The organism is Pseudarthrobacter sp. H2, assembly GCF_050157045.1.
Taxonomy (GTDB): Bacteria; Actinomycetota; Actinomycetes; order Actinomycetales; family Micrococcaceae; genus Arthrobacter.
Map to the genome: position 1 here is coordinate 2,362,737 of NZ_CP189594.1, position 22,936 is coordinate 2,385,672.

Consider the following 22,936-nt stretch of genomic DNA (forward strand, 5'->3'; position numbering starts at 1 on the left):
CTGGAGAGTTCCCCGGAAACAGACCTGGCGCAGGCTTATGCCCGCGCCAGAACCGGCGCAATCCTGGCGGCGTCGTCGAGGTCCAGGCGGTCGTCTTCGGGGCCGATGTCCTCCGGGTTGTGCGTCACAAGGACCACGGTCCGGTCCCGGAGCCCATGCCGCAGTTCGGCGAGCATGGCCCGGCCGGACTCCGCGTCCAGGTGCGCCGTGGGTTCATCGAGCAGGATCACATCCGCCCCGGTCATGAGGGTGCGGGCGACGGCCAGGCGCTGACGCTCCCCGCCGCTGAGAAACGCGCCCCCCGGGCCGATCCTCGTGTCCAGCCCGTCCTCGAGCCGCTCCAGCAGAGCTCCCAATCCGACGGCGGCCAGGGCCTCCCGCATCCGGTCATCCCCCGCTGCCCTTGTCGTCCCACCCGGCGTACCCGGCAGGCCCAGCATGAGGTTTCCACGGATGGTGGAGTCGAACAGGTGCGCCTCCTGCGGGCACCACGCGGCCCGTCCGCTGAGGAGGATCCGGCCGCTGCGTGCCGGCAGGAATCCCAGGACCACGGCCAACAGGGTGGATTTCCCGGACCCGGACGCCCCGGTCACGGCCAGCCAGCGCCCGGGGCCGGCGGACGCGGTGAGCCCCTCAAAGACGGCGTCGCCGCCGGGCCAGGCGGCCGCGAGGTCCACCAGTTCGATCCCCGGCGTCCCGCCGGGCCGCACGGCCACCGGCACCAGGCCGCCGGACACCGGCTCGGGGCCGGCGTCCGTGCCGCGCTCCAGGACTCCGGCGGCGCTGATCCGGCGCAGCACGGCGCGCAGCGCCGGGTACTGGCGCACCGCCGTCGTGATCGCCGCGTAAGGCTCCACGAGGGCAAGCTGCAGCAGGACAACGACGGCGACGGTCCCCGGTTCCACGGCGCCGGCGACGACCAGCGGCGCGGCGAGCACGGCGCTGGCGAGGGCCGCCGCCCCGCAGGCCAGCACCGTGAGTCCCTGGCCAAGCCCCTCGGCCCACGCGGAACGCTGCGAGGCCGCGGTCGCGGAGCGGTCGGCCCGGCCGATGGCGGCCAGGACCGGGGCGGCGACTCCGTTGGCGTGCAGTTCGGCCCGGGCGTCCAGCGCGGCCGCCACGTCCCGCAGGACCCCGGAGCGGAGGCGTTGTTCGGTGCGTGCGGACATCCGGTCCGCCGCCAGCGCCAGCGCCGGCGCCGCGACGAGGCTGACCAGCGCGGCGGCGGCCAGGGCCGGGAGCGCCGCCGGCAGCAGCACCCCGATCCCGACCACCGCGGCAGCCGCAACGGCCACGGCTGTCAGCGGCGGAAGGACCACGCGGGGCAGCAGTTCCCGGACCGTGTCGACGTCGTCCACGACCGTCCCGAGGACGTTGCCGCCCTGCAGGAGCCTGCGCAGCGACAAAGCACGGCGGCTCAGAGATCCCCAGAGCCGGCCGCGGAGCCTGGTCAGGGCCGAGAAGACGGCGTCGTGCAGCAGCAGCCGTTCGGCGTAGCGCAGGGCCGCGCGCCCGATGCCGAAGAACCGCACGCCCACGATCGCGGTGAGCAGGTACAGGATGGGCGGCTGTTCGCTGGCTCGGATGATCAGCCAGCCGGAGAGTCCGGCCAGGGCGACGGCGAAGAGGGCGGCCAGGGTGCCCACGGCGCCGGCGGCGGCGAACTTTGCACCCACGGGGGCCAGCAGGCGGCGCAGCTGTGTTGTTGTGCTGCCGGAAGTTTCTTCTGGGGTGCTGCGGCGACGCGGTGCGGCTGCCCAGGGGTTCCTTGAGGCGTGGACCGTGACGGCCTCGACTGCCGCCAGTGCGACCGGCCGCTGCGGCCGCGGCCGCGGCCCGGGCAGGTGTTCGGGCCGGTTTTCGCGCGGCTGGTCGCCGGCCTCCGGCACCCGGCCGGCCGCGACCGGCACGATTTCGTCCGCCAGCTCCCGGGTCGTGCGGTCGTGCGCCACGAGCAGCACGGTGACCCGGCCGCGCAGGGCCGCGATGGCGCGGCTGACCGCGGCGGCGGACTCCCGGTCCAGGTGGGCGGTGGGTTCATCGAGCAGCAGCACGGTGGCGCTGGCCTCGATCCGGGCCAGCCCGCGGGCCAGCGCCACCCGGCGCAACTCCCCCGGACTGAGCTCGGCTGCGTGCTTGGCCGCCAGATGGTCCGCGGCGCAGGCGGCCAGGCAGCGGTGCGCCGCGGCGTCCGCTGCTGCGCCGGAGGCCGCCGCGGCTGCAGCGGAGCCCTCGTCGCCCAGGTACAGCCGGATCTCGTCCAGCACCGTCGGGGCCACCATCACCGGATGCTGCGGGACCCAGGCGATGTCCGCCCTCGTGAAGCCTTCGAGCCGGCCGCTGACCGCCGTGCCGCCCCCGGCCCCGATGGTGCCGGCCAGCACGCCCAGCACGGTGCTCTTGCCGGCCCCGCTGGCGCCGTCCAGGGCCGTGATCCGGCCCGGCGCGGCGGTGAAGCTGAGCGGCCCGACGGCGGCGTCCGTCCTGCCGCCGTAGCGGACCGTCAGTCCGCTCACGACGACGGCGGGAGGCCGGGCGGGCAGGCCACGCACGGCGTTCCGGGGGCCGACGGGTCCCGGGGACCCGGGTCCCAGTTGCGCGGGTTCCAGGGGTGCGGGTTCGGGTGCGTCGAGGACCGCGGTGGTTTCGGCGAGCGCGGCCCGGCCGTCGTCGCTCGCGTGGTGGGCGGTGCCGAGCTCCCGGAGCGGAAGGTAGCAGTCGGGGGCCAGGATCAGCGCCAGCAGCCCGGCCTCGAGGGCCATGTCGCCGTTGACCAGCCGGACACCGATGAAGACGGCCACCACGGCCACCGAGATGGTGGCGATGAGTTCCAGCGCCAGGGCGGACAGGAACGCCGTGCGCAGGGTCCCCATGGTCCGGACGCGGTACTCCTCGGAGATGTCCTCGAGGGCCTTCCGCTGGGCCGTGGCGCGGCCCAGGCCCACCAGGACGGGCAGGCCCTTGGCGAGTTCCAGCATGTGGCCGGACAGCCGGGCCAGCGCGGACTGCGCCTCCTTGACCCGCTCTTCGGTGTAGCGCCCGATCAGCACCATGAACAGCGGCACGAGCGGCACGGTCAGCACGATCACCACGGCGCTGATCCAGTCGGCGAAGAGTATCCGCGCCCCGAGCAGCAGCGGGATGGCGGCGCAGTTCACCAGCGCGGGCAGGAACTGGGTGTAATAGGAGTCCAGGGCGTCCAGTCCGCGCGTGGCCAGGACGGCGAGGCCGCCGTCGGACGGGCCTGCGGCGCGGGTCCCGTTGCGCAGGGCCCGCTCCAGCAGCCGGGAGCGCAGCTCCTCCTTCACGCCCAGCGCGGCACGGCGGGACGCGACGGCCTGCGCCCAGACGGTCAGGGACCGCAGGATCACGCCGGCCAGGCCCCAGCCCAGGGGGCCGTCCCAGACCGGCTGTCCGCTCCATGCGGGGCCGGGGGCCATCAGCCCGCCGAGCATCGCCGCGACCGCCTGGCCCATCAGGACGAGGGAGAACGCCTTCAGGGCGGCGAGCAGGCCGAGCAGGTAGAGGGCGGAACGGGCTGCGGGGCCGGCCGGGAACTGCGGTCTCATCAGGTGTCAGTCCTTGGGTGCCAGCGCTTTGGCGGCGATCGCGGGAAGGAAGCTGTGGGCCTCGGGGATGTGCGCGGCGCTCACGCGGCGCCGGAACACCCAGTAGGTCCAGGCCTGGTAGGCCAGCACCAGCGGCAGCCCCACGCACGCCACGATGCTCATCAGCCCCAGCGTGTAGTCGGAGGAGGAGGCGTTGGAGATTGTCAGGTTGAAGGCCGGGTTCAGCGTCGACGGCAGCACCACCGGGAACGCCGCTCCGAAGATCGAGGCGCTGCCGAGCAGGAGGAAGGCGCCCAAAGACAGGAATGCGCGGCCCTCCGCACCCTTGCGGGCGAAGGCCCAGGCGAGGGCGGCCGCCACGACCGCGGCGACGACGGCGGCCACCGTCCAGGCCTCGCCGCTGAGCAGCTGCAGGCTTACGGCCCAGCCCGCAATCGGCAGGAGCAGCACCGGCAGCAGCCGGACGAACCAGCGGCGTGCCCGGTGGCGGACGTCGCCGTCGGTCTTCAGGGCCAGGAAGGCGAGCCCGTGCAGGAGGGAGAATCCGACGACGGCGAGGCCGCCGAGCACGGCGTAGGCGTTGAACCAGGCGAACGGGCCGCCCTCGCGGTCACCGTTGGCGTTCAGCGGCAGTCCCGTAGTGGTCAGCGCCAGCGCGGCGCCGATGCCGAAGCCCGCCACGAGGGAGCCGAGGGCGATAGCCCAGTCCCAGCGGGCGCGCCACTGCGGGTTGTCCACCTTGCCGCGGTATTCGAAGGCCACGGCGCGGAAGATGAGGGCCACGAGGACCAGCAGCAGCGGGAGGTAGAGGGCGGAGAACAGGGACGCGTACCAGAGCGGGAAGGCCGCGAAGGTGGCGGCCCCGGCGGTGATGAGCCAGACCTCGTTGCCGTCCCAGACGGGGCCGATCGTGTTGAGCAGGACGCGGCGTTCGGTGTTGTTCCGGGCGAAGCCCTTCATCAGCATGCCGACGCCGAGGTCAAAGCCCTCGAGAAAGAGATAGCCCGTCCACAGCACCGCGATGACAATGAACCAGATGGTGGGTAGCAGTTCCATGCTGAGAATCCTCTGCGCTTCTTGGTTGTCGAATGCCTGGTGGCGAATGCTAAGTGGGCGGATGCCTAGTAGGCGAAGGCCAGGACGTCGTCGCCGGCCCCGGGCTTGCCGGGTCCGCCGCCGGTGGCGTCCTCGTTTTCGACGACGGGGACATGGACGAGTTCCGGCATCGCCGACACCACGCCGCCGCGGATGTACTTGACCAGGAGCCTGACCTCGACCACCAGCAGCACAGCGTAGACGGCGGTCAGCACCACGAGGGAGGTCACGAGCTCGCCCGCGGAAACGCCCGGGGAAACGGCCGCGGCGGTGAACATGAAGACCTGGTCGATGCCGCTGGGATCCGGGTTGGGGGCGACGACGAAGGGCTGGCGGCCCATCTCCGTGAAGATCCAGCCGGCGGCGTTGGCCCCGAACGGCGCCAGGATGCCGAACACGGCCACGCGCATGAGCCCGCGGGAGGCCGGGACCGTTCCCTTGCGGGTGGCCCAGAGCGCCACGAGCGCGGCGAGGGCCGCGATTCCGCCGAAACCGATCATCATCCGGAAGCCCCAGTAGGTGACTTCCATGACCGGCACGTACTGGATCTCCTGCCCGGCCCGGTCCCCGTAGATGGGGTTGTCCGGCAGGTGGGTGCCGTAGTCGGCCTTGTACTGGTCCAGCAGGCTGTTCACGCCCTTGACCTCGGTGCTGAAGTCGCCCTTGGCCAGGAAGGACAGGATGCCCGGGACCTCGATCACGGCCACGACGTCGTCGCAGTTTTTGGAGCCGACGTTGCCGACGCTGAGCACGGAGAAGCCGGTGCCGTCGTGGCAGGCGGCCTCTGCGGCGGCCATCTTCATCGGCTGCTGTTCGAACATGAGCTTGCCCTGGAGGTCGCCGGTGATGGCGGTGCCGGCGAAGGAAATCATGGCGACGACGGCGCCGATCCGCAGGGAGCGGATCCAGACGGCGTGGTCGGCGCGGTCACGTCCCGGGACGGTGGATTCGCCGGGGACGACCCTGCCGTCGGCGTCGACGGTGTCGATGCCGTCATGGCGGCGGCGCCACAGGTGGTACCAGGCGATGCCCAGGAGGAAGGCGCCGGCGACGGCGAGGGCGCCGAAAAGGGTGTGCGGAACCGCGACGAGGGCGGTGTTGTTGGTGAAGACGGCCCACGCGTCTGTCATGACGGGCCGTCCGTTGATCATTTCGACGCCGACGGGGTGCTGCATCCAGCTGTTGGCCACGATGATGAAGTAGGCGGAGAACACGGAGCCGATCACGGCGATCCAGAGGCAGGCGAGGTGGACGCCGCGCTTGAGCTGTTTCCAGCCGAAGATCCAGAGGCCCAGGAACGTGGATTCCACGAAGAACGCCAGCAGTGCCTCCAGGGCCAGCGGCGCGCCGAAGACGTCGCCGACGAAGCGGCTGTATTCGCTCCACGCCATCCCGAACTGGAATTCCTGCACGATCCCGGTGGCGACGCCCATGATGAAGTTGATCAGGAAGAGCTTGCCCCAGAACTTGGTCATCCGGAGGTATTCCGGCTTGCCGGTCCGGTACCAGAGCGTCTGGATCACGGCCACGACCAGGCCGAGGCCGATCGTGAGCGGCACCATCATGAAGTGGTAGACGGTGGTGACTCCGAATTGCCAGCGTGCGATTTCCAAGGCGTCCAAGGCAGTCCCTACTTTTGGCTAGGCGTGAGCAATTTCTACGTGACGTAGAAATGATACTTCTACACAGTGTAGAACAAATCGGCGCATTCCCGTATCCAGACTCCCACGGGGTGCCACGCCCCGCAATCGGCGTGCCGCGCCGCCCCGGATGCCCCGACACGCCGGAGCGGTCATGTTCTACCTCATGTAGAAAGAATGCGCAAAACACGGTAAATTTGAAACCGAAGCAACCACATGCCGCCCCCGGCACGGCAGAAGTGCCGGACGGGGCGGCCGGAAACGAAGGACGTACGGAATGGCAAGTCTCGGTGAACTGGAACGGGCAGTGATGGATCTGCTCTGGGCAGGCCAAGAGGCTGCCACGGCCAATACGCTGCGGGACCGGCTCGCGCAAAGCACCCGGTCCGAGGACGGCAGCGCCGGACATGAAGGCAAGGACCTGGCCGTCACCACCGTGCTCACCGTGCTCTCCCGCCTGGAGCGGAAGGGCCTGGTCGAACGCGAACGCGGCACCCGCCCGCACCGCTACCAGGCCGTGTCGAGCCGGGCAGACCACACCGCGGAGCTCATGCACGAGGTGCTGGGATCCGCTCCGGACCGCGAGGCGGTGCTGGCACGGTTCATTGGTTCGGTCACGGACACTGAAGCGGAGACATTGCGCAAACTGCTGGGCCGCAGCTAGCGCCCGATGTTCTGGACCTCATATTTTCTGGCGGTCCTGGCGATAGTACTGGCCTGGCCGGTACCTATCCTTCTTTCGCGCGCCCACTGGACGGCGCGGTCCCCGTTCACGGCGATGCTGCTCTGGCAGGCGATCGCCCTTGCCGGCGGCCTGTCCATGATCGGCGCCATGCTGGTCTACGGGCTGGAGCCCGTCGGGGACAACCTGCTGGCGGGGCTGAAGGCCCTGGCCGGAATGGTGTTGATCAATGCACCCACCACGGACCTCGGCTTCTGGCACATCTTCGCCCTGTCCGCCGCGGCGCTCCTGACCGCCCATCTCGTCTTCACCCTGCTGCTGACGTATTACAAGATCCAGCGGCAACGGCGGCGGCACCGGGAGCTGCTGGACCTGCTCGCCTCCCCCTCGGCCGACGGCCCCGGGACCATGGTGATCAATCTGGACTCCCCGGTCGCCTACTGCCTTCCCGGCGGCGCACGCTCCGTGACGGTGCTCTCCGACGGGCTGATGGCGGCCCTCGAACCCGCGGAACTGCGGGCCGTGCTGATCCACGAAAACGCCCACCTGAGCCAGCGCCACCATCTGCTGCTGTGGGCCTTCGCCGCCTGGCGCCAGGCCCTGCCATGGCTTCCCACCACCCGGCTGGCACAGGAGGCTGTCAGCTCGCTGATCGAGATGCTCGCCGACGATGTCGCGCTGCGGACAGAAAGCAGGGCCACCCTGATCAAGGCCATCGCCATCGTGGCCAGCGGCTCTCCCGGCACCCCCGCGGGCCCGATGGCGTTCAGCCAGCCCGATCTCTCGGACATCGATTCCGGCCAGCCCGGCGCCACCGGCGGGGCCGGCTCGGCCCGCACCACGGCCTCCCGCGTCAGCCGTTTGCTCTCCCCGCAGCCTCCGCTGCCGCAAGGGCTGCGCGCCGCGGTCCTTGCCGTTTGCCTGCTGCTGCTCGCGCTGCCGACGGCGCTGCTCATTGTTCCGGGCCTGCTCGGCTGAACCTCCACCGAACCCCATCCGCACCGCCGCACGGGGCGGACGGAGACGGGGGGCGCGGTGCGGAGACGGCGGCGGTGCGGAGACGGCGGGCAGCCCGCCGAGGGGTCAGGCGTCGATGCGCTCCCGGTCCAGGCCGGCGGCGCCGGCGATGATGAAGTCCTTGCGCGGTGCGACGTCGGAGCCCATCAGCAGGTCGAACGTGTCCTCGGCCTGTTTCGCGTTCTCGATCCCGACCTTGCGCAGGGTGCGGTGCCGCGGGTCCATCGTCGTCTCGGCCAGCTGCCCCGCGTCCATCTCACCCAGGCCCTTGTAGCGCTGGATGGGTTCCTTGTACCGCTTGCCTTCCTTGGCCAGCCGGGCCAGCAGCACGTGCAGTTCCGCCTCGGAGTAGGTGTAGACCATGTCGTTGGCCTTCTGGCCGGCGTTGATGACCTCCACCCGGTGCAGCGGCGGGACGGCGGCAAAGACCCGCCCCTGATCGATCATCGGACGCATGTACCGGAAGAACAGCGTCAGGAGCAGGGTCCGGATGTGGGCGCCGTCGACGTCGGCGTCCGTCATGAGGATCACCTTGCCGTAGCGGGCCGCGCCGATGTCGAAGCTCCGGCCGGAGCCGGCCCCCACCACCTGGATGAGGGCGGCGCATTCGGCGTTGGAGAGCATGTCCCCCACCGAGGCCTTCTGGACGTTCAGGATCTTTCCGCGGATGGGCAGCAGCGCCTGGAAGTCCGAGGAGCGTGCCAGCTTCGCCGTGCCGAGCGCGGAGTCGCCCTCCACGATGAACAGCTCGGAGCGGGCGACGTCGTCCGTGCGGCAGTCCGCCAGCTTGGTGGGCATGGAGGAGGTCTCCAGCGCGTTCTTGCGGCGCTGGGTTTCCTTGTGGACGCGGGCCGAGATGCGGGACTTCATCTCGCTGACGATCTTTTCCAGCAGCAGCGCCGACTGGGCCTTGTCATTGCGGTTGGCCGAGGTCAGCTTGGCGTTGATCTCGTGCTCTACTACCTTGGCCACGATGGCGCGGACGGCGGAGGTGCCCAGGATCTCCTTGGTCTGGCCCTCGAACTGCGGCTCGGCCAGCCGGACGGTCAGCACCGCGGTGAGTCCGGCGAAGATGTCGTCCTTTTCGATCTTGTCGTTGCCGGCCTTGAGCTTGCGGGCGTTGGTTTCCACGGCTTTGCGGAACGTCTTGAGGAGCGCCTGTTCGAAGCCGGACTGGTGGGTTCCGCCCTTGGGTGTGGAGATGATGTTGACGAAGCTGCGCACCGTGCTGTCATAGCCGATGCCCCAGCGCAGCGCGACGTCGACCTCGCAGTCCCGTTCGACCTCGGCCAGCTGGCTGTGGCCCTTTTCGTCGATGACCGGAACGGTCTCCTTGAACTTGCCGGCGCCGTGCAGGCGCCAGATGTCCGTGACGGCCGGATCGGCGGCGAGGAAGTCCACGAATTCGGAGATGCCGCCGTCGTGGTGGAAGACCTCCGTGTGCGGTCCGGACTCGCCCGGGGTTCCGGCGAGCTTGCGGTCGTCCCGGACCGTAAGCTTCAGTCCGGGGACGAGGAAGGAGGTCTGGCGGGCCCGGGCGGCGAGCTCGTCATAGGAAAATTTCGCGTCCGGGGTGAAGATCTGCCGGTCCGCCCAGTAGCGGATCCGGGTGCCGGTGACGCCGCGCTTGGCTTTGCCCACGACATCCAGGACCGAGCCGTCGACGAAGGGCTCGAACACGGAGGCCGGGTCCGGCTTGCTGCCGGTGTCCTTGAAGCGGCCGGGTTCGCCCCGCCGGAAGGACATCTTGTAGGTCTTGCCGCCGCGGTCCACCTCGACGTCCAGCCGGGCGGAGAGGGCGTTCACCACGGAGGCGCCGACGCCGTGCAGGCCGCCTGAGGCGGTGTAGGAGCCGCCGCCGAACTTGCCGCCGGCATGGAGTTTGGTGAAGACCACCTCGACGCCGCTCAGCCCGGTCTTGGGTTCGATGTCCACCGGGACGCCGCGGCCGTCGTCGTGGATCTCCACCGAGTTGTCCGCATGCAGGATGATCTTGATGTCGTGGCCGAAGCCTGCCAGGGCCTCGTCGACGGAGTTGTCGATGATCTCCCAGAGGCAGTGCATGAGCCCGCGGGAGTCCGTGGAGCCGATGTACATGCCGGGGCGCTTGCGGACGGCCTCAAGGCCCTCCAGCACAGAGAGATGCCGGGCGGTGTAATCAGAACTGGGTGCCACGGGTCGTGAACTCCTTCAGGAACGGGACAGTCACCATCGGACGGTCCGGGAATTGGCGCTCTTCCTAGGGTAGTCCGGCCGCCGCCCTCCGCCGCACCACCGCCCCCGGCCGGCCGTACGGGATGCCGATACCTGGACGTGCGGGATGCCGTGCGGGATGCCGTTACCGAGACGTGATACGCGGACAGCGAAAGTGTCCCATCCGGGCGATGGTTTCGCTGCGAATACTGGTTATATGGAGGTAACGATCTACAAGGAGGCCGAAAATGACCACAGCAGTTGCGGACCGCACACTCACCACCGTTGACCGGTGCGATCGTTGCGGAGCACAGGCATATGTCCGGGTTGTTCTCGGTGCCTCCGGAGGTGAGCTTCTTTTCTGCGGCCACCACGCACGCGCCGTAGAGCCGACGCTCAGGCCCCTCAGCTCAGACTGGCACGACGAGACGGCCCGTCTTCAGGAGAAGGCGCCGGTACCCGTCGACTAGTCCTTCTACGCTTAGCAGGCCAGGGCCCCTCCGTTCCGGAGGGGCCCTGTTTTGTATGCGGCACCCCGCGACGCCGCTATGTGCCAGCGACGCAAATTACCGGGCGACCCGCAAATTACCGGGCGACCGGCAAACTACCGGGCGACTCCTGAATCCGCGCGTCGTCCGGCCATTTGCGCGTCACGGAACGAACCGCGCGTCGCGCAGGACCGGGCCGGCCGTGAACGGCAAAGGCCTCCGCCGGAAGTCATCCGGTGGAGGCCTTTGCTGCTGGCGGTCGGGCTCTTAGTCCAGGTAGTCGCGCAGTACCTGTGACCGTGACGGGTGCCGCAGCTTGGACATCGTCTTGGATTCGATCTGGCGGATCCGCTCGCGTGTGACGCCATAGACCTTGCCGATTTCGTCTAAGGTCTTCGGCTGTCCGTCGGTCAGGCCGAAGCGCATCGCCACGACACCGGCTTCACGTTCCGAAAGCGTATCCAGCACCGAGTGCAGCTGTTCCTGCAACAGGGTGAAGCTCACGGCATCCGCCGGGACCACGGCCTCGGAGTCCTCAATGAGGTCGCCGAATTCGGAGTCACCGTCTTCGCCCAGCGGTGTGTGCAGGGAGATCGGCTCGCGGCCGTACTTCTGGACCTCCACGACCTTCTCCGGCGTCATGTCCAGCTCGAGGGCCAGCTCCTCGGGGGTGGGTTCACGGCCGAGGTCCTGCAGCATCTGGCGCTGCACGCGCGCCAGCTTGTTGATGACTTCCACCATGTGCACCGGGATGCGGATGGTGCGGGCCTGGTCGGCCATGGCGCGGGTGATGGCCTGGCGGATCCACCAGGTGGCGTACGTGGAGAACTTGAAGCCCTTGGTGTAGTCGAACTTTTCGACTGCACGGATCAGGCCCAGGTTTCCTTCCTGAATCAGGTCCAGGAACAGCATGCCTCGCCCGGTGTAGCGCTTGGCCAGGGAAACGACCAGACGGAGGTTGGCCTCGAGCAGGTGGTTCTTGGCACGCTTGCCGTCGTGGATGACGAACTCGAGTTCGCGCTTCAGCTTCGGATCCATGGTTCCGTCGTCGGCGTTGATCTTTTCCTCGGCAAAGAGGCCGGCCTCGATGCGCAGGGCCAGATCCACTTCCTGTTCAGCGTTCAACAGGGCGACCTTGCCGATCTGCTTCAGGTAGTCCTTGACCGGGTCCGCCGTGGCACCGGCGGACATGACCTGCTGCACAGGGGCGTCGTCGTCGTCGGCATCGGAGTAGACAAAGCCGGAGCCGGTGGTGGCTGCGGCCTTGCCTGCGGTCTCTTCGCCGTCTTCTCCGAGTTCGGCGGCGCCGGGAGTCAGCTCATCGAGATCCTCTTCGACCTCGTCGGCATCGTCGTCGGTACCGCCCCGGGCGGACCTGGTGGCGGCTTCTGCCGCTGCTTTGGCGCCGGGCTTGGGCCCGCGCTTCTTGGGCTCAGGCTTGCCGGCAGCCGATGCGGTATCGCCGCCCTCGGGACCAGCGTCTTTGACAGCCTTGTTGGCTGCACGGGTGGCGGCGCGCTTGGCGTTCGTCGCCGCCTTCTTATCCTCGGGGGACAATACGGCCTGGTCGGCGGGTTCCTTCTTCGCGGAAGACGGGGTCACAGAAAACCTTTCTAGCGGCGGTCTGTGGAATCACCATACGGGCAACACCACTATGACCCTGTCAAGTCCGTGTTTCACATCAGGTGCAGTCACGAACAGCAGAGCCACATAGTAGAACTGCCGGGGCGACCGTATTGTTCCCTGTTTCCAGGGTCCGCTACGTGCACTTGATACACGGACCCAACCGGGTCTCGGCATTCATTGTCTCACGGTTTTCCTCAGCGGTGCCGTCCCCGGACCAATGCTCCGCGTTTTTCCGGCACAGGGTCAGGCCGCGTCCGGCCCGAACTTCTGCCACGCGGCATCCCGCCTGGCCGCCCAGCCGCAGATGGTCCCCCGCCGGGCAAGTTCCGCGAGCAGTTCGGCCAGCCGGTACCCCGGGCGCACGTCTGCCGCCTGCTGGAACAAGGCGGCGGCGAAGGAGCCTTTGCCCCGGCACCATTCGATCCAGCCCCGCGCCGCGAGGCCGGCGGCCCTGGATTCATCGCCGCCGTCCCCGTCCAGGAGCACGAGGATCCGTTCCAGCCTTCCCATCAGCGCCCAATCCGGAACCGACGGCGCAAGGCCGAGCAACACCTCGCCGTAGCCCGGAACCCCGCGCAGTTCACAACCGGCACCGGCCGCACCCCCGGAAGGCGCCGGGGAAGGCGCCGCGGAAGGGAATCCCGCCAGCGGCGGCAACGGCGCGGCCGGCCGCGGCGCAGCGGCGGGCGGTCCGGCGACGCCGTCGAACAGGCCGAATTCCTCAGCGCCGCGTTCGGCGGCCGCCGGTCCGGCCGCCGCCATCACCAGGACGGCGTCCCGCCAGGCCTGGACGGCCAGGGTGGCGCGCAGGTACGAGGCGAGCGCCGGGTCCAGCTCCACGGAGCGCTCCCGGCCCGGAAGGCCGCCCAGGACCCGCGCCCAGACCTCCAGCACCTGTCGGAACTGCGTCCGGTCCTTCCTGCGGCCGGAGAATTCCTGTGCCCAGCCCTGCTCGGCCTCGAGCGCCGCCCGGTCCGCGCGTTGCGGGGAGCATCCGGCCCGGAGCGTGCCGGGAGCCGCGCCGACGCTGCTGCCCCGGAAGACCATCTCGGCGTTGAGCCGGCTGTTCCGGATCTCCTCGACCGGGCGCCCGGGCGGCGCGCAGCACGAGGGATCGGTACAGTAGGCGTTCCGCCAGAACTGTGCCCCGATCAACCACGCATCCCGCACCGGCATTCCGGCGTCCGAGAGGGCAAGCTCAAGCTCCGCGAGCAGATCCGCACAGGCCCCGGCGCCCCGACCTCCGCCGCCGGCGTCCGTGCCCGTGCCGGCGTCCGTGCCCGTGCCGGCGTCCGTGTCCGTGTCCGCGTCAGTGCCGGCGTCCGCGCCCGTGCCGGCGTCCGTGCCCGTGCCGGCGTCCGTGCCCGTGCCGGCGTCCGTGTCCGTGTCCGTGAAAAAGGCCAGCAGGGTGCCGTCCGCCTTGTCGTCGGCTTCCAGGTAGGTCGCCACCGTGCGGGCGAAACCGGCGAGGCGGGCGATTCCGCCCGGGGGGCCGGGCACGCCGGTTAGGCCGCCGGAGCCGGGCAGATCAACCCGCAGGGTGGCGCCGAGCTGCTTGCCCTGCATCGTCATGGCCACGAGGCTGTTCCGGGGCCAGTAGCCCAGGGAGTGCGGGATGTAGCCGAGGATGTCCTCGGGTCCGGTGATTTTCAGTTGTTCGGGAGCTGTCATGGGACCAGCTTCGCCGCCGCCGTGCCCGCGCGGCAGACGCGCCTTGCGCTATGTGGACAACCGCTATGTGGACAACCGCGTCACGGCGTGCGCCGCCGCTCCGGGCGCCGCCGCTCGGCGCTGCGCCGCTCCGCGCTGAGCCGGCGTTTCCGTGCGAGCGTCGCCAGCAATGGCGGCACCACCACGCCCCGCGCCGCCATCTGCCGGCGCACTTTCCGGCGGCTGCCGACGATGGCACCGGCGCCGATCCCCAGCAGCACGAAATGCACGCTCAGCGCGATCCGGAACGGCTCCAGGGCATAGAGCCCGCCTTCCGAGAAGCCCGTGGAGTGCAGGATGTCGAGCACGAAGCCGATCATGAAGATCGCCACGAGCGCGGCGATGAAGCCGCCCACGTTCACGATCCCCGTGGCCGTCCCGATCCGGTGGGCGGGGTTGAAGGTCCTTGCGAAGTCAAAGCCGATCATGGAGCCGGGGCCGCCAATGGCCAGCACCACCACAAGCCCGGCCAGCAACCACAGCGGGGACCTGCCGGGCATGAGCAGCACCGCGGCCCAGGCCGCTGCGGTGGCGGCGGAGATCAGCAGCACCATGGTGGACCGGCGCAGGGGGTGCCGGGCGACAAAGGTGCCCATCAGCGGCCCGGCAGCAATGGCCGCGGCGACGTAGAGCGTCATCAGGGCCGAGACGGTGCCGGTATCGAGCCCCTGCGCGGAAATCAGGAAGGGATAGCCCCACGTCATCGCGAAGACCGTGCCGCTGAACTGGACGGTGAAATGGCTCCACAGCCCCAGTTGCGTTCCGGGCTGCCGCCAGGCATGGGACAGCAGGGCGCCGGTGGCGCGCAGCCCGGGCGACGGCTCGGGGGCCGGATGTCCCGGCGGCAGGTCCTGCAGCAGGACCAGCACCAGCACGACGGCGACGCCGGACATCGCTGCCAGTGTCAGGAAGGCGGGGGTCCAGCCGGCCGAGTGCAGGATCATCGCGAACGGCACCACGCTGAAGAGCTGTCCCAGCTGGCCCGACATGCCCGTCAGCTGGGTCAGCAGCGGCACGCGGGCCGGGGCGAACCAGAGCGGAATGAGCCGGATCACGGCGATGAAGGTCATGGCGTCGCCGGCTCCCACCAGCACCCGGCCCAGGACGCCTCCCGGGATGTTTTCGGCGAAGGCCAGCTGGAGCTGGCCGAGCCCCATCAGCACGGCGCCGCCGGCAATCATGGCGCGGGAGCCGAAGCGGTCCACCAGCACCCCCACCGGTACCTGCAGCCCCGCATAGACCAGCAGCTGCAGCACCGTGAAGAAGGAGATTTCGGCCGCGCTGGCATGGAAGCGTTCGGTGGCTTCCAGGCCCACGACACCGAAGGAGGTGCGCTGGCTGACCGCGACGAGGTACGCGAAGATACCGATGATCCAGATCAGCCAGGCGCGGGGTGAAGTCACTCCCCCATTATGCCCCGCCGACTATAAATAATACTTATTCGCGGGGCTCCTTGCTCGCAAGATATGCCTCCACGGCCGCACCGAGGGCATCCGCGTTGGGCAGCTCATCGTTCTCGTCGGCCAGCAGGGAACGCCGGACGGTGCCTTCGGCCTTCTCGTCATACCTGGCCTCCAGCCGCGACACGACCTGCTGGACTTCCTCGGAGGCCTCGATCTGCTCGGCGATCTGGCGGCCCACTTCCCGGCCGGCCTCCCGGAGACGGTCGGTGGGGAGCATGAGCGAGGTGGCCGCACCGAGATATTCCAGCCCGGCCACGGCGGCCGTGGGGTACTCGGCCTCGGCGAGGTAGTGCGGGACATGGATCACATAGCCGGCAACATTGCGCCCGGCTCCCGTCAGCCGCAGCTCCAGGAGGTGGCCGACGGCGGCGGGCACCTCAACGGTGGGCTTCCAGGCCGAGATCCCCTCGATCAGCTCCGGCCGGTTGCCGTGGACGGTCACCCCCACCGGCCGGGTGTGCGGAACCGGCATGGGGATGGAATGGATCCAGGTGACGAGATTGACGTCGAGTTCCTCGACAATCCCGACGACGGCGCGGGCGAACCGCTCCCACTGCAGGTCAGGCTCGAATCCGGCGAGCAGCAGGAACGGGCTGCCGAGCCCGTCGATGAGCCGGTAGAGCGCGAGGCCCGGCGCCTGGTAGTCCTGCAGGTGGTCCTCGACGAAGCTCACCTGCGGACGCCGCGTCCGGTAGTCGATGAGCTGGTCGGCGTCGAATTCGGCAATCATCTCGGAATCGAGGGTGTCCAGCATTTCTGCGGTGATCTGCCGGACGACATGGCCGGCGTCGGCGAACCCGGTGAATCCCATGATGAGGTTCAGTCCGTGCAGCTCCGGGCTGTGGAACAGCTCATCATCACGCAGATAAAGCGATTCGGGGTCCAGCAATGAGCCGGAAATCCGTTCAATCACGGCATGTTCCTTTCGCAGTAGCGGCGGTGGGGTGGGGCGGGCGGACCCGGCGGGGGGCACGTCGGGCCGGGCAAGGTGTTGCCGGCCATCGCGGTTCCCGATACTTTCTACAACACCCCGAAGTGCGGGGTAATTCCTGACCCGGGATGTGCTCCAGCTCTCATTGGATTGAATTCGGGCGCGGCGGAGAGACTACGATCGGAGCTGGCCTTATGACGGCTTGACGACACCGGGTTGCGTCTCAAACCGACAGCGGCCCGCGTTCCATGGCAGGGCGCCGAACATGCAGCTCCTGCCGACCCATCAGAGAGAATTGAGGACTGTCCTCGTGGTCAAGAATACTGAAGTGAAACTGAGTGCCATCGCCGGGGATCTGAAGAAGTCCCCCGGTGACGCCCTCGTGATCGGGGTGGGACAGGGCGTGGACGGTCCCGTGTTGCTGGCGAACCCGCTGACGGCCAAGGCCGCCGAGGCATTGTCGGAATCGCTGGGCGTTCTTGGCATCACCGGCGCAGCCGACCAGGCCCACCGGCTGCCGGGCCTGCCCGAAACCGGGGCCACGGTCCTGGTCCTCGCCGGCGTCGGCAGGATCGCCGCGGGACAGCCGCTGTCCGGGGAGGCGCTGCGCCGGGCCGCCGGCTCCGCAGTCCGCCAGCTGGCCGGCGTCACCACCGTCACCCTGGCACTTCCGACGGCGACCCTGCCCGAGGTCGCGGCCGTCGCCGAGGGCGCCGCGATGGGCGCCTACTCCTTCACCGAGTACCGCTCCTCCAAGGACGGGCTCAAGGATCCGGTGAAGAACGTCGCCATCCTGACCGACCTCGCGGCGGACAAGGCACTGACGCCGGTCCTGCACCGGGCGTCCCTGATCGGCACGGCCGTGAACGCGACCCGCACGCTGGTCAACCAGCCGCCGAGCCACCTCTACCCCGAGTCCTTTGCCGAGGCGGCCAGGGAGCTGTCCAAGGGCCTGCCCGTCAAGGTGACGGTCTGGGACGAGAAGCGCCTCGAGAAGGAGGGCTTCGGCGGTATCCTCGGCGTCGGCAAGGGCTCCACCCGCCAGCCGCGCCTCGTGAAAGTCGAATACGCGCCGGCCAAGGCCACGGCCAAGATCGCGCTCGTGGGCAAGGGCATCACCTTCGACACCGGCGGCATCTCCATCAAGCCGGCCCTGGGCATGGGTGACATGAAGAGCGACATGGCGGGCGCCGCCGTCGTCCTCAACACGGTGCTGGCCGTCGCAGGCCTCGGCCTGCCGGTCAAGGCGACCGCGTGGCTGTGCATCGCCGAGAACATGCCCTCCGGCGCCGCGCAGCGTCCCGCCGACGTCCTGACCATGTTCGGCGGCAAGACGGTGGAAGTCCTGAACACCGACGCCGAGGGCCGCCTGGTCATGGCGGACGGCATCGCCGCCGCGAGCCAGGAATACCCGGACGCGATCATCGACGTCGCGACCCTGACCGGCGCGCAGCTGATCGCCCTCGGCGACCGCACCGCCGGCGTCATGGGCTCCGACGCCGTCACCGGCCCGATCAAGGCCGCCGCGGACCGTGCCGGCGAACTGGTCTGGCCGATGCCGCTGCCGGACGAGCTGCGGGCCAGCCTGGACTCCCAGGTGGCAGACATCGCCAACATCGGCGAACGCCACGGCGGCATGATGACCGCCGCCGTGTTCCTGCGCGAATTCGTGGGCAAGGGCAAGGACGGCGAGCCGATCCCGTGGGCCCACATCGACATTGCCGGCCCGTCGTTCAACAGCGGCAGCCCCTACGGGTACACCCACAAGCAGGGAACGGGCTGCACCGTGCGCACGCTGGTCGCGTATGTCGAGGACGTCGTGGCCAGGGCCAGCTAAGCGTCCCGTACGCCTTGTGGCCGGGGCGCTGATGCCCTGGCCACAAAGCTGCGTGACACTGGACACAAGCGCTCCCCAAACGCCATGGCAAGGTGGAGCATGTATTAGTGGTTCGCTAACGTGGACCGCGAAGTCCCAAAATTTGTCATAAATGAAAGGGAGCAAGGCCGCCGGCAGAGTCCGGCAGGTAAGCTCCAAGACCAGATGATGCGTACTCTCGCGTCATCGTTCACGCGAGGGAGCGTTTTAGTGGCCGATCAGGCAACTGCGCAAGAATTCGACATCCTGGTACTCGGCGGCGGCAGCGGCGGCTACGCCACCGCGCTGCGTGCTGTCCAGCTTGGCCTTACCGTCGGCCTCATCGAAAAGGCGAAGCTCGGGGGCACCTGCCTGCACAACGGCTGTATCCCCACCAAGGCGCTGCTGCACTCGGCGGAGCTGGCGGACCACGCCCGCGACTCGGCGAAGTACGGCGTCAATGTGACCCTCGACAGCATCGACATCACCGCTGTCAACGCCTACAAGGACGGCATCGTCGCCGGCAAGTTCAAGGGCCTCCAGGGCCTCATCAAGAGCAAGGGCATCACCGTCATCGAAGGTGAGGGCAAGCTCCAGGGCACCGACACCATCGTGGTGAACGGCACCGCGTACAAGGGCAAGAACATCGTCCTCGCGACCGGCTCCTACTCCCGCACGCTGCCGGGCCTCGAAATCGGCGGCAAGGTCATCACTTCCGACGAAGCGCTGACCATGGATTACATCCCCAAGAGCGCGATCATCCTGGGCGGCGGCGTGATCGGCGTCGAGTTCGCTTCGGTCTGGAAGTCCTTCGGCGTCGACGTCACCATCGTCGAAGGCCTCCCCTCGCTGGTCCCGAACGAGGACGCGACGATCGTCAAGGCCTTTGAGCGCGCCTTCAAGAAGCGCGGCATCAAGTTCTCCACCGGCGTCTTCTTCCAGGGCGTCGAGCAGAACGACGACGGCGTCAAGGTCACCCTCGTGGACGGCAAGACCTTCGAGGCGGACCTCCTGCTCGTCGCCGTCGGCCGCGGCCCCGTGACGGCAAACCTCGGCTACGAAGAGGCCGGGGTCACGATCGACCGCGGCTTCGTCATCACCAACGAGCGCCTGCACACCGGCGTCGGCAACATCTACGCCCTCGGCGACATCGTCCCCGGCGTCCAGCTGGCGCACCGCGGCTACCAGCAGGGCATCTTCGTCGCCGAAGAGATCGCGGGCCTCAAGCCCGTCATCGTCGAAGACGTCAACATCCCCAAGGTCACCTACTCCGAGCCTGAAATCGCCACGGTCGGCTACACCGAAAAGGCCGCCAAGGCCAAGTTCGGCGACGACCAGGTCGAAACCCAGGAATACAACCTGGCCGGCAACGGCAAGAGCTCCATCCTGGGCACCAGCGGCCTCGTCAAGCTGGTCCGCCAGAAGGACGGCCCCGTGGTCGGCGTGCACATGATCGGCGCCCGCATGGGTGAGCAGATCGGTGAAGCCCAGCTGATCGTGAACTGGGAAGCCTACCCGGAAGACGTGGCCGCGCTGGTCCACGCCCACCCGACCCAGAACGAATCCCTGGGCGAGGCCCACCTGGCGCTGGCCGGCAAGCCCCTCCACGGCTAAGCAGTTCCGCAAGACAACAGGGCTTAGTGCACCCGGCCCGAAATGCCGGGTGCACTAAGCTCGACCAAGGCAGCAATCATCCGCACTACAGATCAATAAGGAGAACGGGGACGATATGTCTGAATCCGTTAACTTGCCCGCCCTCGGTGAGAGTGTCACCGAAGGAACCGTCACCCGCTGGCTCAAGCAGGTAGGTGACCGGGTAGAGGTGGACGAGCCGCTGCTCGAGGTTTCCACCGACAAAGTAGACACCGAGATCCCCTCTCCGATCGCCGGCGTGATCGAGGAAATCCTCGTCGCCGAAGACGAGACCGCTGAAGTCGGCGCCCCGCTGGTCCGCATCGGCTCCGGTGCAGGCTCCGCCGCCCCGGCCGCCGAGGCACCCGCAGCCGAGGCCCCGCAGGCGCCGGCCGCCGGGGCACCCGCTGCCGAGGCCTCCGCCGAACAGGCGCCGGCCGCTGAGGCACCCGCTGCCCCGGCTGCGGCACAGGCCGCCCCGGCCGGCGAAGGACACGAGGTCACGCTTCCCGCCCTGGGCGAAAGCGTCACCGAAGGCACCGTCACGCGCTGGCTTAAGAGCGTCGGTGACACCGTCGAGGTCGACGAGCCGCTGCTCGAGGTTTCCACCGACAAGGTCGACACCGAGATCCCTTCCCCGTTCGCCGGTACCCTGCAGGAAATCCGCGTCAACGAGGATGAAACCGCCGAGGTCGGCGCCGTCCTCGCGGTCATCGGTTCCGGTGCTGCCGCCCCCGCAGCAGCCCCGGCAGCACCCGCCGAGGCTCCGAAGCAGGCAGCCCCGGCAGCACCCGCTCAGGCACCGGCACCTGTTGAGGCTCCGAAGCAGGCAGCCCCCGCAGCTCCGGTGCGGCAGGCGGCTCCGGCCGCCCCCGCAGCCGCACCCGCGGCCCCGCAGGCTGCCGTTTCCCCGGCAGAGTCCGGCTACGTCACCCCGCTGGTCCGCAAACTGGCCAACCAGCAGGGCGTCGACATCGCCTCCCTGACCGGCACCGGCGTCGGCGGCCGTATCCGCAAGCAGGACGTGCTGGCCGCCGCCGAGGCCAAGGCCGCGCCGGCTCCCGCCGCCGCAGCACCGGCCACGCGGGCCGCAGCCCCGGCAGCCGCGTCAGCTTCAACTGCAGTGTCCTCGCTGCGCGGCACCGTGCAGAAGGCCCCGCGCATCCGCCAGGTCATCGCCCGGCGCATGCGTGAGTCGCTGGACCTTTCCGCCCAGCTGACCCAGGTGCATGAGGTCGACATGACGCGCATCGCCAAGCTGCGCACCGCCGCCAAGGATGGCTTCCTCGCCACCAACGGCGTCAAGCTGACCTTCCTGCCGTTCATCGCCAAGGCCGTGGCCGAGGCCCTGAAGCAGCACCCGAAGCTGAACGCCGAGTACAACGAGGAAGCCCAGGAGATCACCTACCACAACGCCGAGCACCTGGCGATTGCGGTGGACACGGAAAAGGGTCTCCTGGTTCCCGTCATCTCCAACGCCGGCGACCTGAACCTGGCCGGCCTGGCTGCCAAGATCGCCGATGTCGCCTCGCGCACCCGCCAGGGCAAGATCGGCCCGGACGAGCTGTCGGGCGGCACGTTCTCCATCACCAACATCGGCAGTGTGGGAGCGCTCTTCGACACCCCGGTCATCAACCAGCCGAACGTGGCCATCCTGGGCACCGGCGCGATCGTCAAGCGGCCTGTCGTGGTCACCGACGAGAACGGCGATGACTCGCTGGCCATCCGCTCGATGATGTACCTCTCCCTGACGTACGATCACCGGCTGGTTGACGGCGCCGACGCGGGACGCTTCCTGCTGACGCTGCGGGCACGCCTCGAAGAGGGCGCGTTCGAAGCCGACCTGGGTCTCTAGGCCTTAGGAGCTCCAGGCTTAAGATCACCGGCGGCGACGGCGGTGCGGGCACCTTCCCGAAAGGGAGGGTGCCCTTCGTCGTTTACTGACAGTTTGTCGGTAAGCTGAAACCATGGACATTCTCAAATACATTCTGATCTTCCTGCACATCCTGGGCGCAGCCGCGATCGTCGGTGGCTGGTTCGCGACCTTCAAGAAGCCCACTGTCCTGCCGGTGCAGTTGTACGGCGCGATTGCGCAGGTTGTCACCGGTCTGGCGCTAGTCGGGATCGCCGGCGCCGCCCATGATCCGCTGAACTACTACAAGATCGGCGTCAAACTGCTGATCGCCATCGTTGTCCTGGTGCCCGCTGTCATCGGGTACCGGAAGGCTGCTTCCGGAGCCGACGTCTCCACGGGCTTGGCGCACGCCGTCGGCGGGATGGCCCTGATCAACATCGCCGTCGCCACCCTCTGGAATTAAGCCGGCCGATTTCCGACGACGGCGACGCACCCCGCGCGGGTGGGTCGCCGTCGTGCTTCGTGCGGCACTGTTGCTCGACCGCCGCCGCCCTCAATTCACTGACAGCGGATAGTTGTGGACGGAGTCGGCCTTGTCCATAGGATGGTTCCGGAGGGATCGGGCGGAAGCCGGATCCTGGTCTGAAACTAATCTGAGGAGTGGACATGGCAGCAACACGCACCGCACACACTGTATGGAACGGCGACCTGATGACCGGCGCCGGCAACACCACGCTGGACAGCTCCGGGCTGGGCAACTTCGATGTCACCTGGAAGGCACGGACCGAGGCCTCCGGGGGCAAGACCAGCCCCGAGGAACTCATCGCCGCGGCACACTCGGCCTGCTTCTCGATGGCCTTCAGCCTCGCTCTCGCGGAGGCGGGGCACGCTCCTGACGAGGTCAACACCAAGGCTGACGTCACCTTCGTGCCCGGCACCGGCATCACCGGCAGCCACCTCACCGTGAGCGCAAAGGTCCCCGGCATCTCGGAGGAGGATTTCCAGCGGATTGCAGGCGAAGCCAAGGTCGGGTGCCCCGTCTCGGGAGCGCTGGCCAGCATCGACATCACGCTGGATGCCACGCTCGCGGCCTCCTAGTACGTCCCGCGCGGCCTGAGCCCAGGATCGGCAGGGCACCGCGAACGTCGACGGCCCCTGTTCCCCCCTTTTCGGGGGAACG

General features: G+C 68.9%; 16 protein-coding genes. 8 read left to right on the top strand and 8 right to left on the bottom strand.

Annotated elements, in window-relative coordinates; genetic code table 11:
* Window positions 1–35: 35 nt before the first annotated feature.
* The 3 genes from cydD to ACQCSZ_RS11240 form a co-directional block, all read right to left on the bottom strand.
* Window positions 36–3,569 carry a thiol reductant ABC exporter subunit CydD gene (gene cydD / locus ACQCSZ_RS11230; RefSeq protein ID WP_427008054.1) on the bottom strand — a complete coding sequence of 1,178 codons (3,534 nt, stop codon included), beginning with the start codon at window positions 3,567–3,569 and terminating at the stop codon, window positions 36–38.
* A 6-nt stretch (window positions 3,570–3,575) separates the two neighbouring features.
* Entirely contained in the window at window positions 3,576–4,625 is a 1,050-nt protein-coding gene (gene cydB, locus ACQCSZ_RS11235; RefSeq protein ID WP_427008055.1) for a cytochrome d ubiquinol oxidase subunit II, read from the bottom strand.
* A 65-nt stretch (window positions 4,626–4,690) separates the two neighbouring features.
* Window positions 4,691–6,286 carry a cytochrome ubiquinol oxidase subunit I gene (locus ACQCSZ_RS11240; RefSeq protein ID WP_427008056.1) on the bottom strand — a complete coding sequence of 532 codons (1,596 nt, stop codon included), beginning with the start codon at window positions 6,284–6,286 and terminating at the stop codon, window positions 4,691–4,693.
* 295 nt (window positions 6,287–6,581) lie between these two features.
* On the opposite strand from ACQCSZ_RS11240, the gene ACQCSZ_RS11245 reads away from it, so the two are divergent.
* Both ACQCSZ_RS11245 and ACQCSZ_RS11250 read left to right on the top strand, forming a co-directional pair.
* Window positions 6,582–6,968 (top strand): BlaI/MecI/CopY family transcriptional regulator, encoded by a 387-nt coding sequence (locus ACQCSZ_RS11245; protein ID WP_211882042.1) that lies wholly within the window; start codon window positions 6,582–6,584, stop codon window positions 6,966–6,968.
* 6 nt (window positions 6,969–6,974) lie between these two features.
* On the top strand, window positions 6,975–7,964 hold the full coding sequence (locus ACQCSZ_RS11250; protein ID WP_427008057.1) for a M56 family metallopeptidase: 990 nt from the start codon (window positions 6,975–6,977) through the stop codon (window positions 7,962–7,964).
* A 105-nt stretch (window positions 7,965–8,069) separates the two neighbouring features.
* Here ACQCSZ_RS11250 and ACQCSZ_RS11255 read toward each other — a convergent pair whose 3' ends face one another.
* A complete protein-coding gene (locus ACQCSZ_RS11255) occupies window positions 8,070–10,178 on the bottom strand; it encodes a DNA gyrase/topoisomerase IV subunit B (protein ID WP_427008058.1) in 2,109 nt (702 codons plus the stop codon).
* 266 nt (window positions 10,179–10,444) lie between these two features.
* Here ACQCSZ_RS11255 and ACQCSZ_RS11260 point away from each other — a divergent pair, with 266 nt between their 5' ends.
* The gene (locus tag ACQCSZ_RS11260) at window positions 10,445–10,666 is read left to right on the top strand and encodes a DUF7455 domain-containing protein (RefSeq protein ID WP_136323239.1); all 222 of its coding nucleotides are present in this window, start codon (window positions 10,445–10,447) and stop codon (window positions 10,664–10,666) included.
* Between the two features lie 285 nt (window positions 10,667–10,951).
* Here ACQCSZ_RS11260 and ACQCSZ_RS11265 read toward each other — a convergent pair whose 3' ends face one another.
* The 4 genes from ACQCSZ_RS11265 to ACQCSZ_RS11280 form a co-directional block, all read right to left on the bottom strand.
* The gene (locus ACQCSZ_RS11265) at window positions 10,952–12,286 is read right to left on the bottom strand and encodes an RNA polymerase sigma factor (protein ID WP_427008059.1); all 1,335 of its coding nucleotides are present in this window, start codon (window positions 12,284–12,286) and stop codon (window positions 10,952–10,954) included.
* Window positions 12,287–12,553: 267 nt separating this feature from the next.
* A complete protein-coding gene (locus ACQCSZ_RS11270; protein ID WP_427008060.1) occupies window positions 12,554–13,981 on the bottom strand; it encodes a DUF4192 family protein in 1,428 nt (475 codons plus the stop codon).
* Window positions 13,982–14,061: 80 nt separating this feature from the next.
* Window positions 14,062–15,423 (bottom strand): MFS transporter, encoded by a 1,362-nt coding sequence (locus ACQCSZ_RS11275; RefSeq protein ID WP_427008061.1) that lies wholly within the window; start codon window positions 15,421–15,423, stop codon window positions 14,062–14,064.
* 34 nt (window positions 15,424–15,457) lie between these two features.
* Window positions 15,458–16,396: a proteasome assembly chaperone family protein gene (locus ACQCSZ_RS11280; RefSeq protein WP_427008062.1), complete on the bottom strand. Its 939-nt coding sequence runs from the start codon at window positions 16,394–16,396 to the stop codon at window positions 15,458–15,460.
* 328 nt (window positions 16,397–16,724) lie between these two features.
* On the opposite strand from ACQCSZ_RS11280, the gene ACQCSZ_RS11285 reads away from it, so the two are divergent.
* The 5 genes from ACQCSZ_RS11285 to ACQCSZ_RS11305 all read left to right on the top strand — a co-directional run bounded on the left by ACQCSZ_RS11285 (window position 16,725) and on the right by ACQCSZ_RS11305 (window position 22,854).
* Window positions 16,725–18,251, top strand: a complete 1,527-nt coding sequence (locus ACQCSZ_RS11285) for a leucyl aminopeptidase (RefSeq protein ID WP_427008063.1) — start codon at window positions 16,725–16,727, stop codon at window positions 18,249–18,251.
* Window positions 18,252–18,500: 249 nt separating this feature from the next.
* On the top strand, window positions 18,501–19,883 hold the full coding sequence (lpdA, locus tag ACQCSZ_RS11290) for a dihydrolipoyl dehydrogenase (RefSeq protein ID WP_427008064.1): 1,383 nt from the start codon (window positions 18,501–18,503) through the stop codon (window positions 19,881–19,883).
* Between the two features lie 115 nt (window positions 19,884–19,998).
* The gene (gene sucB, locus ACQCSZ_RS11295; protein WP_427008065.1) at window positions 19,999–21,756 is read left to right on the top strand and encodes a 2-oxoglutarate dehydrogenase, E2 component, dihydrolipoamide succinyltransferase; all 1,758 of its coding nucleotides are present in this window, start codon (window positions 19,999–20,001) and stop codon (window positions 21,754–21,756) included.
* A gap of 112 nt (window positions 21,757–21,868) precedes the next feature.
* Window positions 21,869–22,219: a hypothetical protein gene (locus ACQCSZ_RS11300; protein ID WP_427008066.1), complete on the top strand. Its 351-nt coding sequence runs from the start codon at window positions 21,869–21,871 to the stop codon at window positions 22,217–22,219.
* 203 nt (window positions 22,220–22,422) lie between these two features.
* Window positions 22,423–22,854: an OsmC family protein gene (locus tag ACQCSZ_RS11305; protein ID WP_427008067.1), complete on the top strand. Its 432-nt coding sequence runs from the start codon at window positions 22,423–22,425 to the stop codon at window positions 22,852–22,854.
* Window positions 22,855–22,936 lie beyond the last annotated feature (82 nt).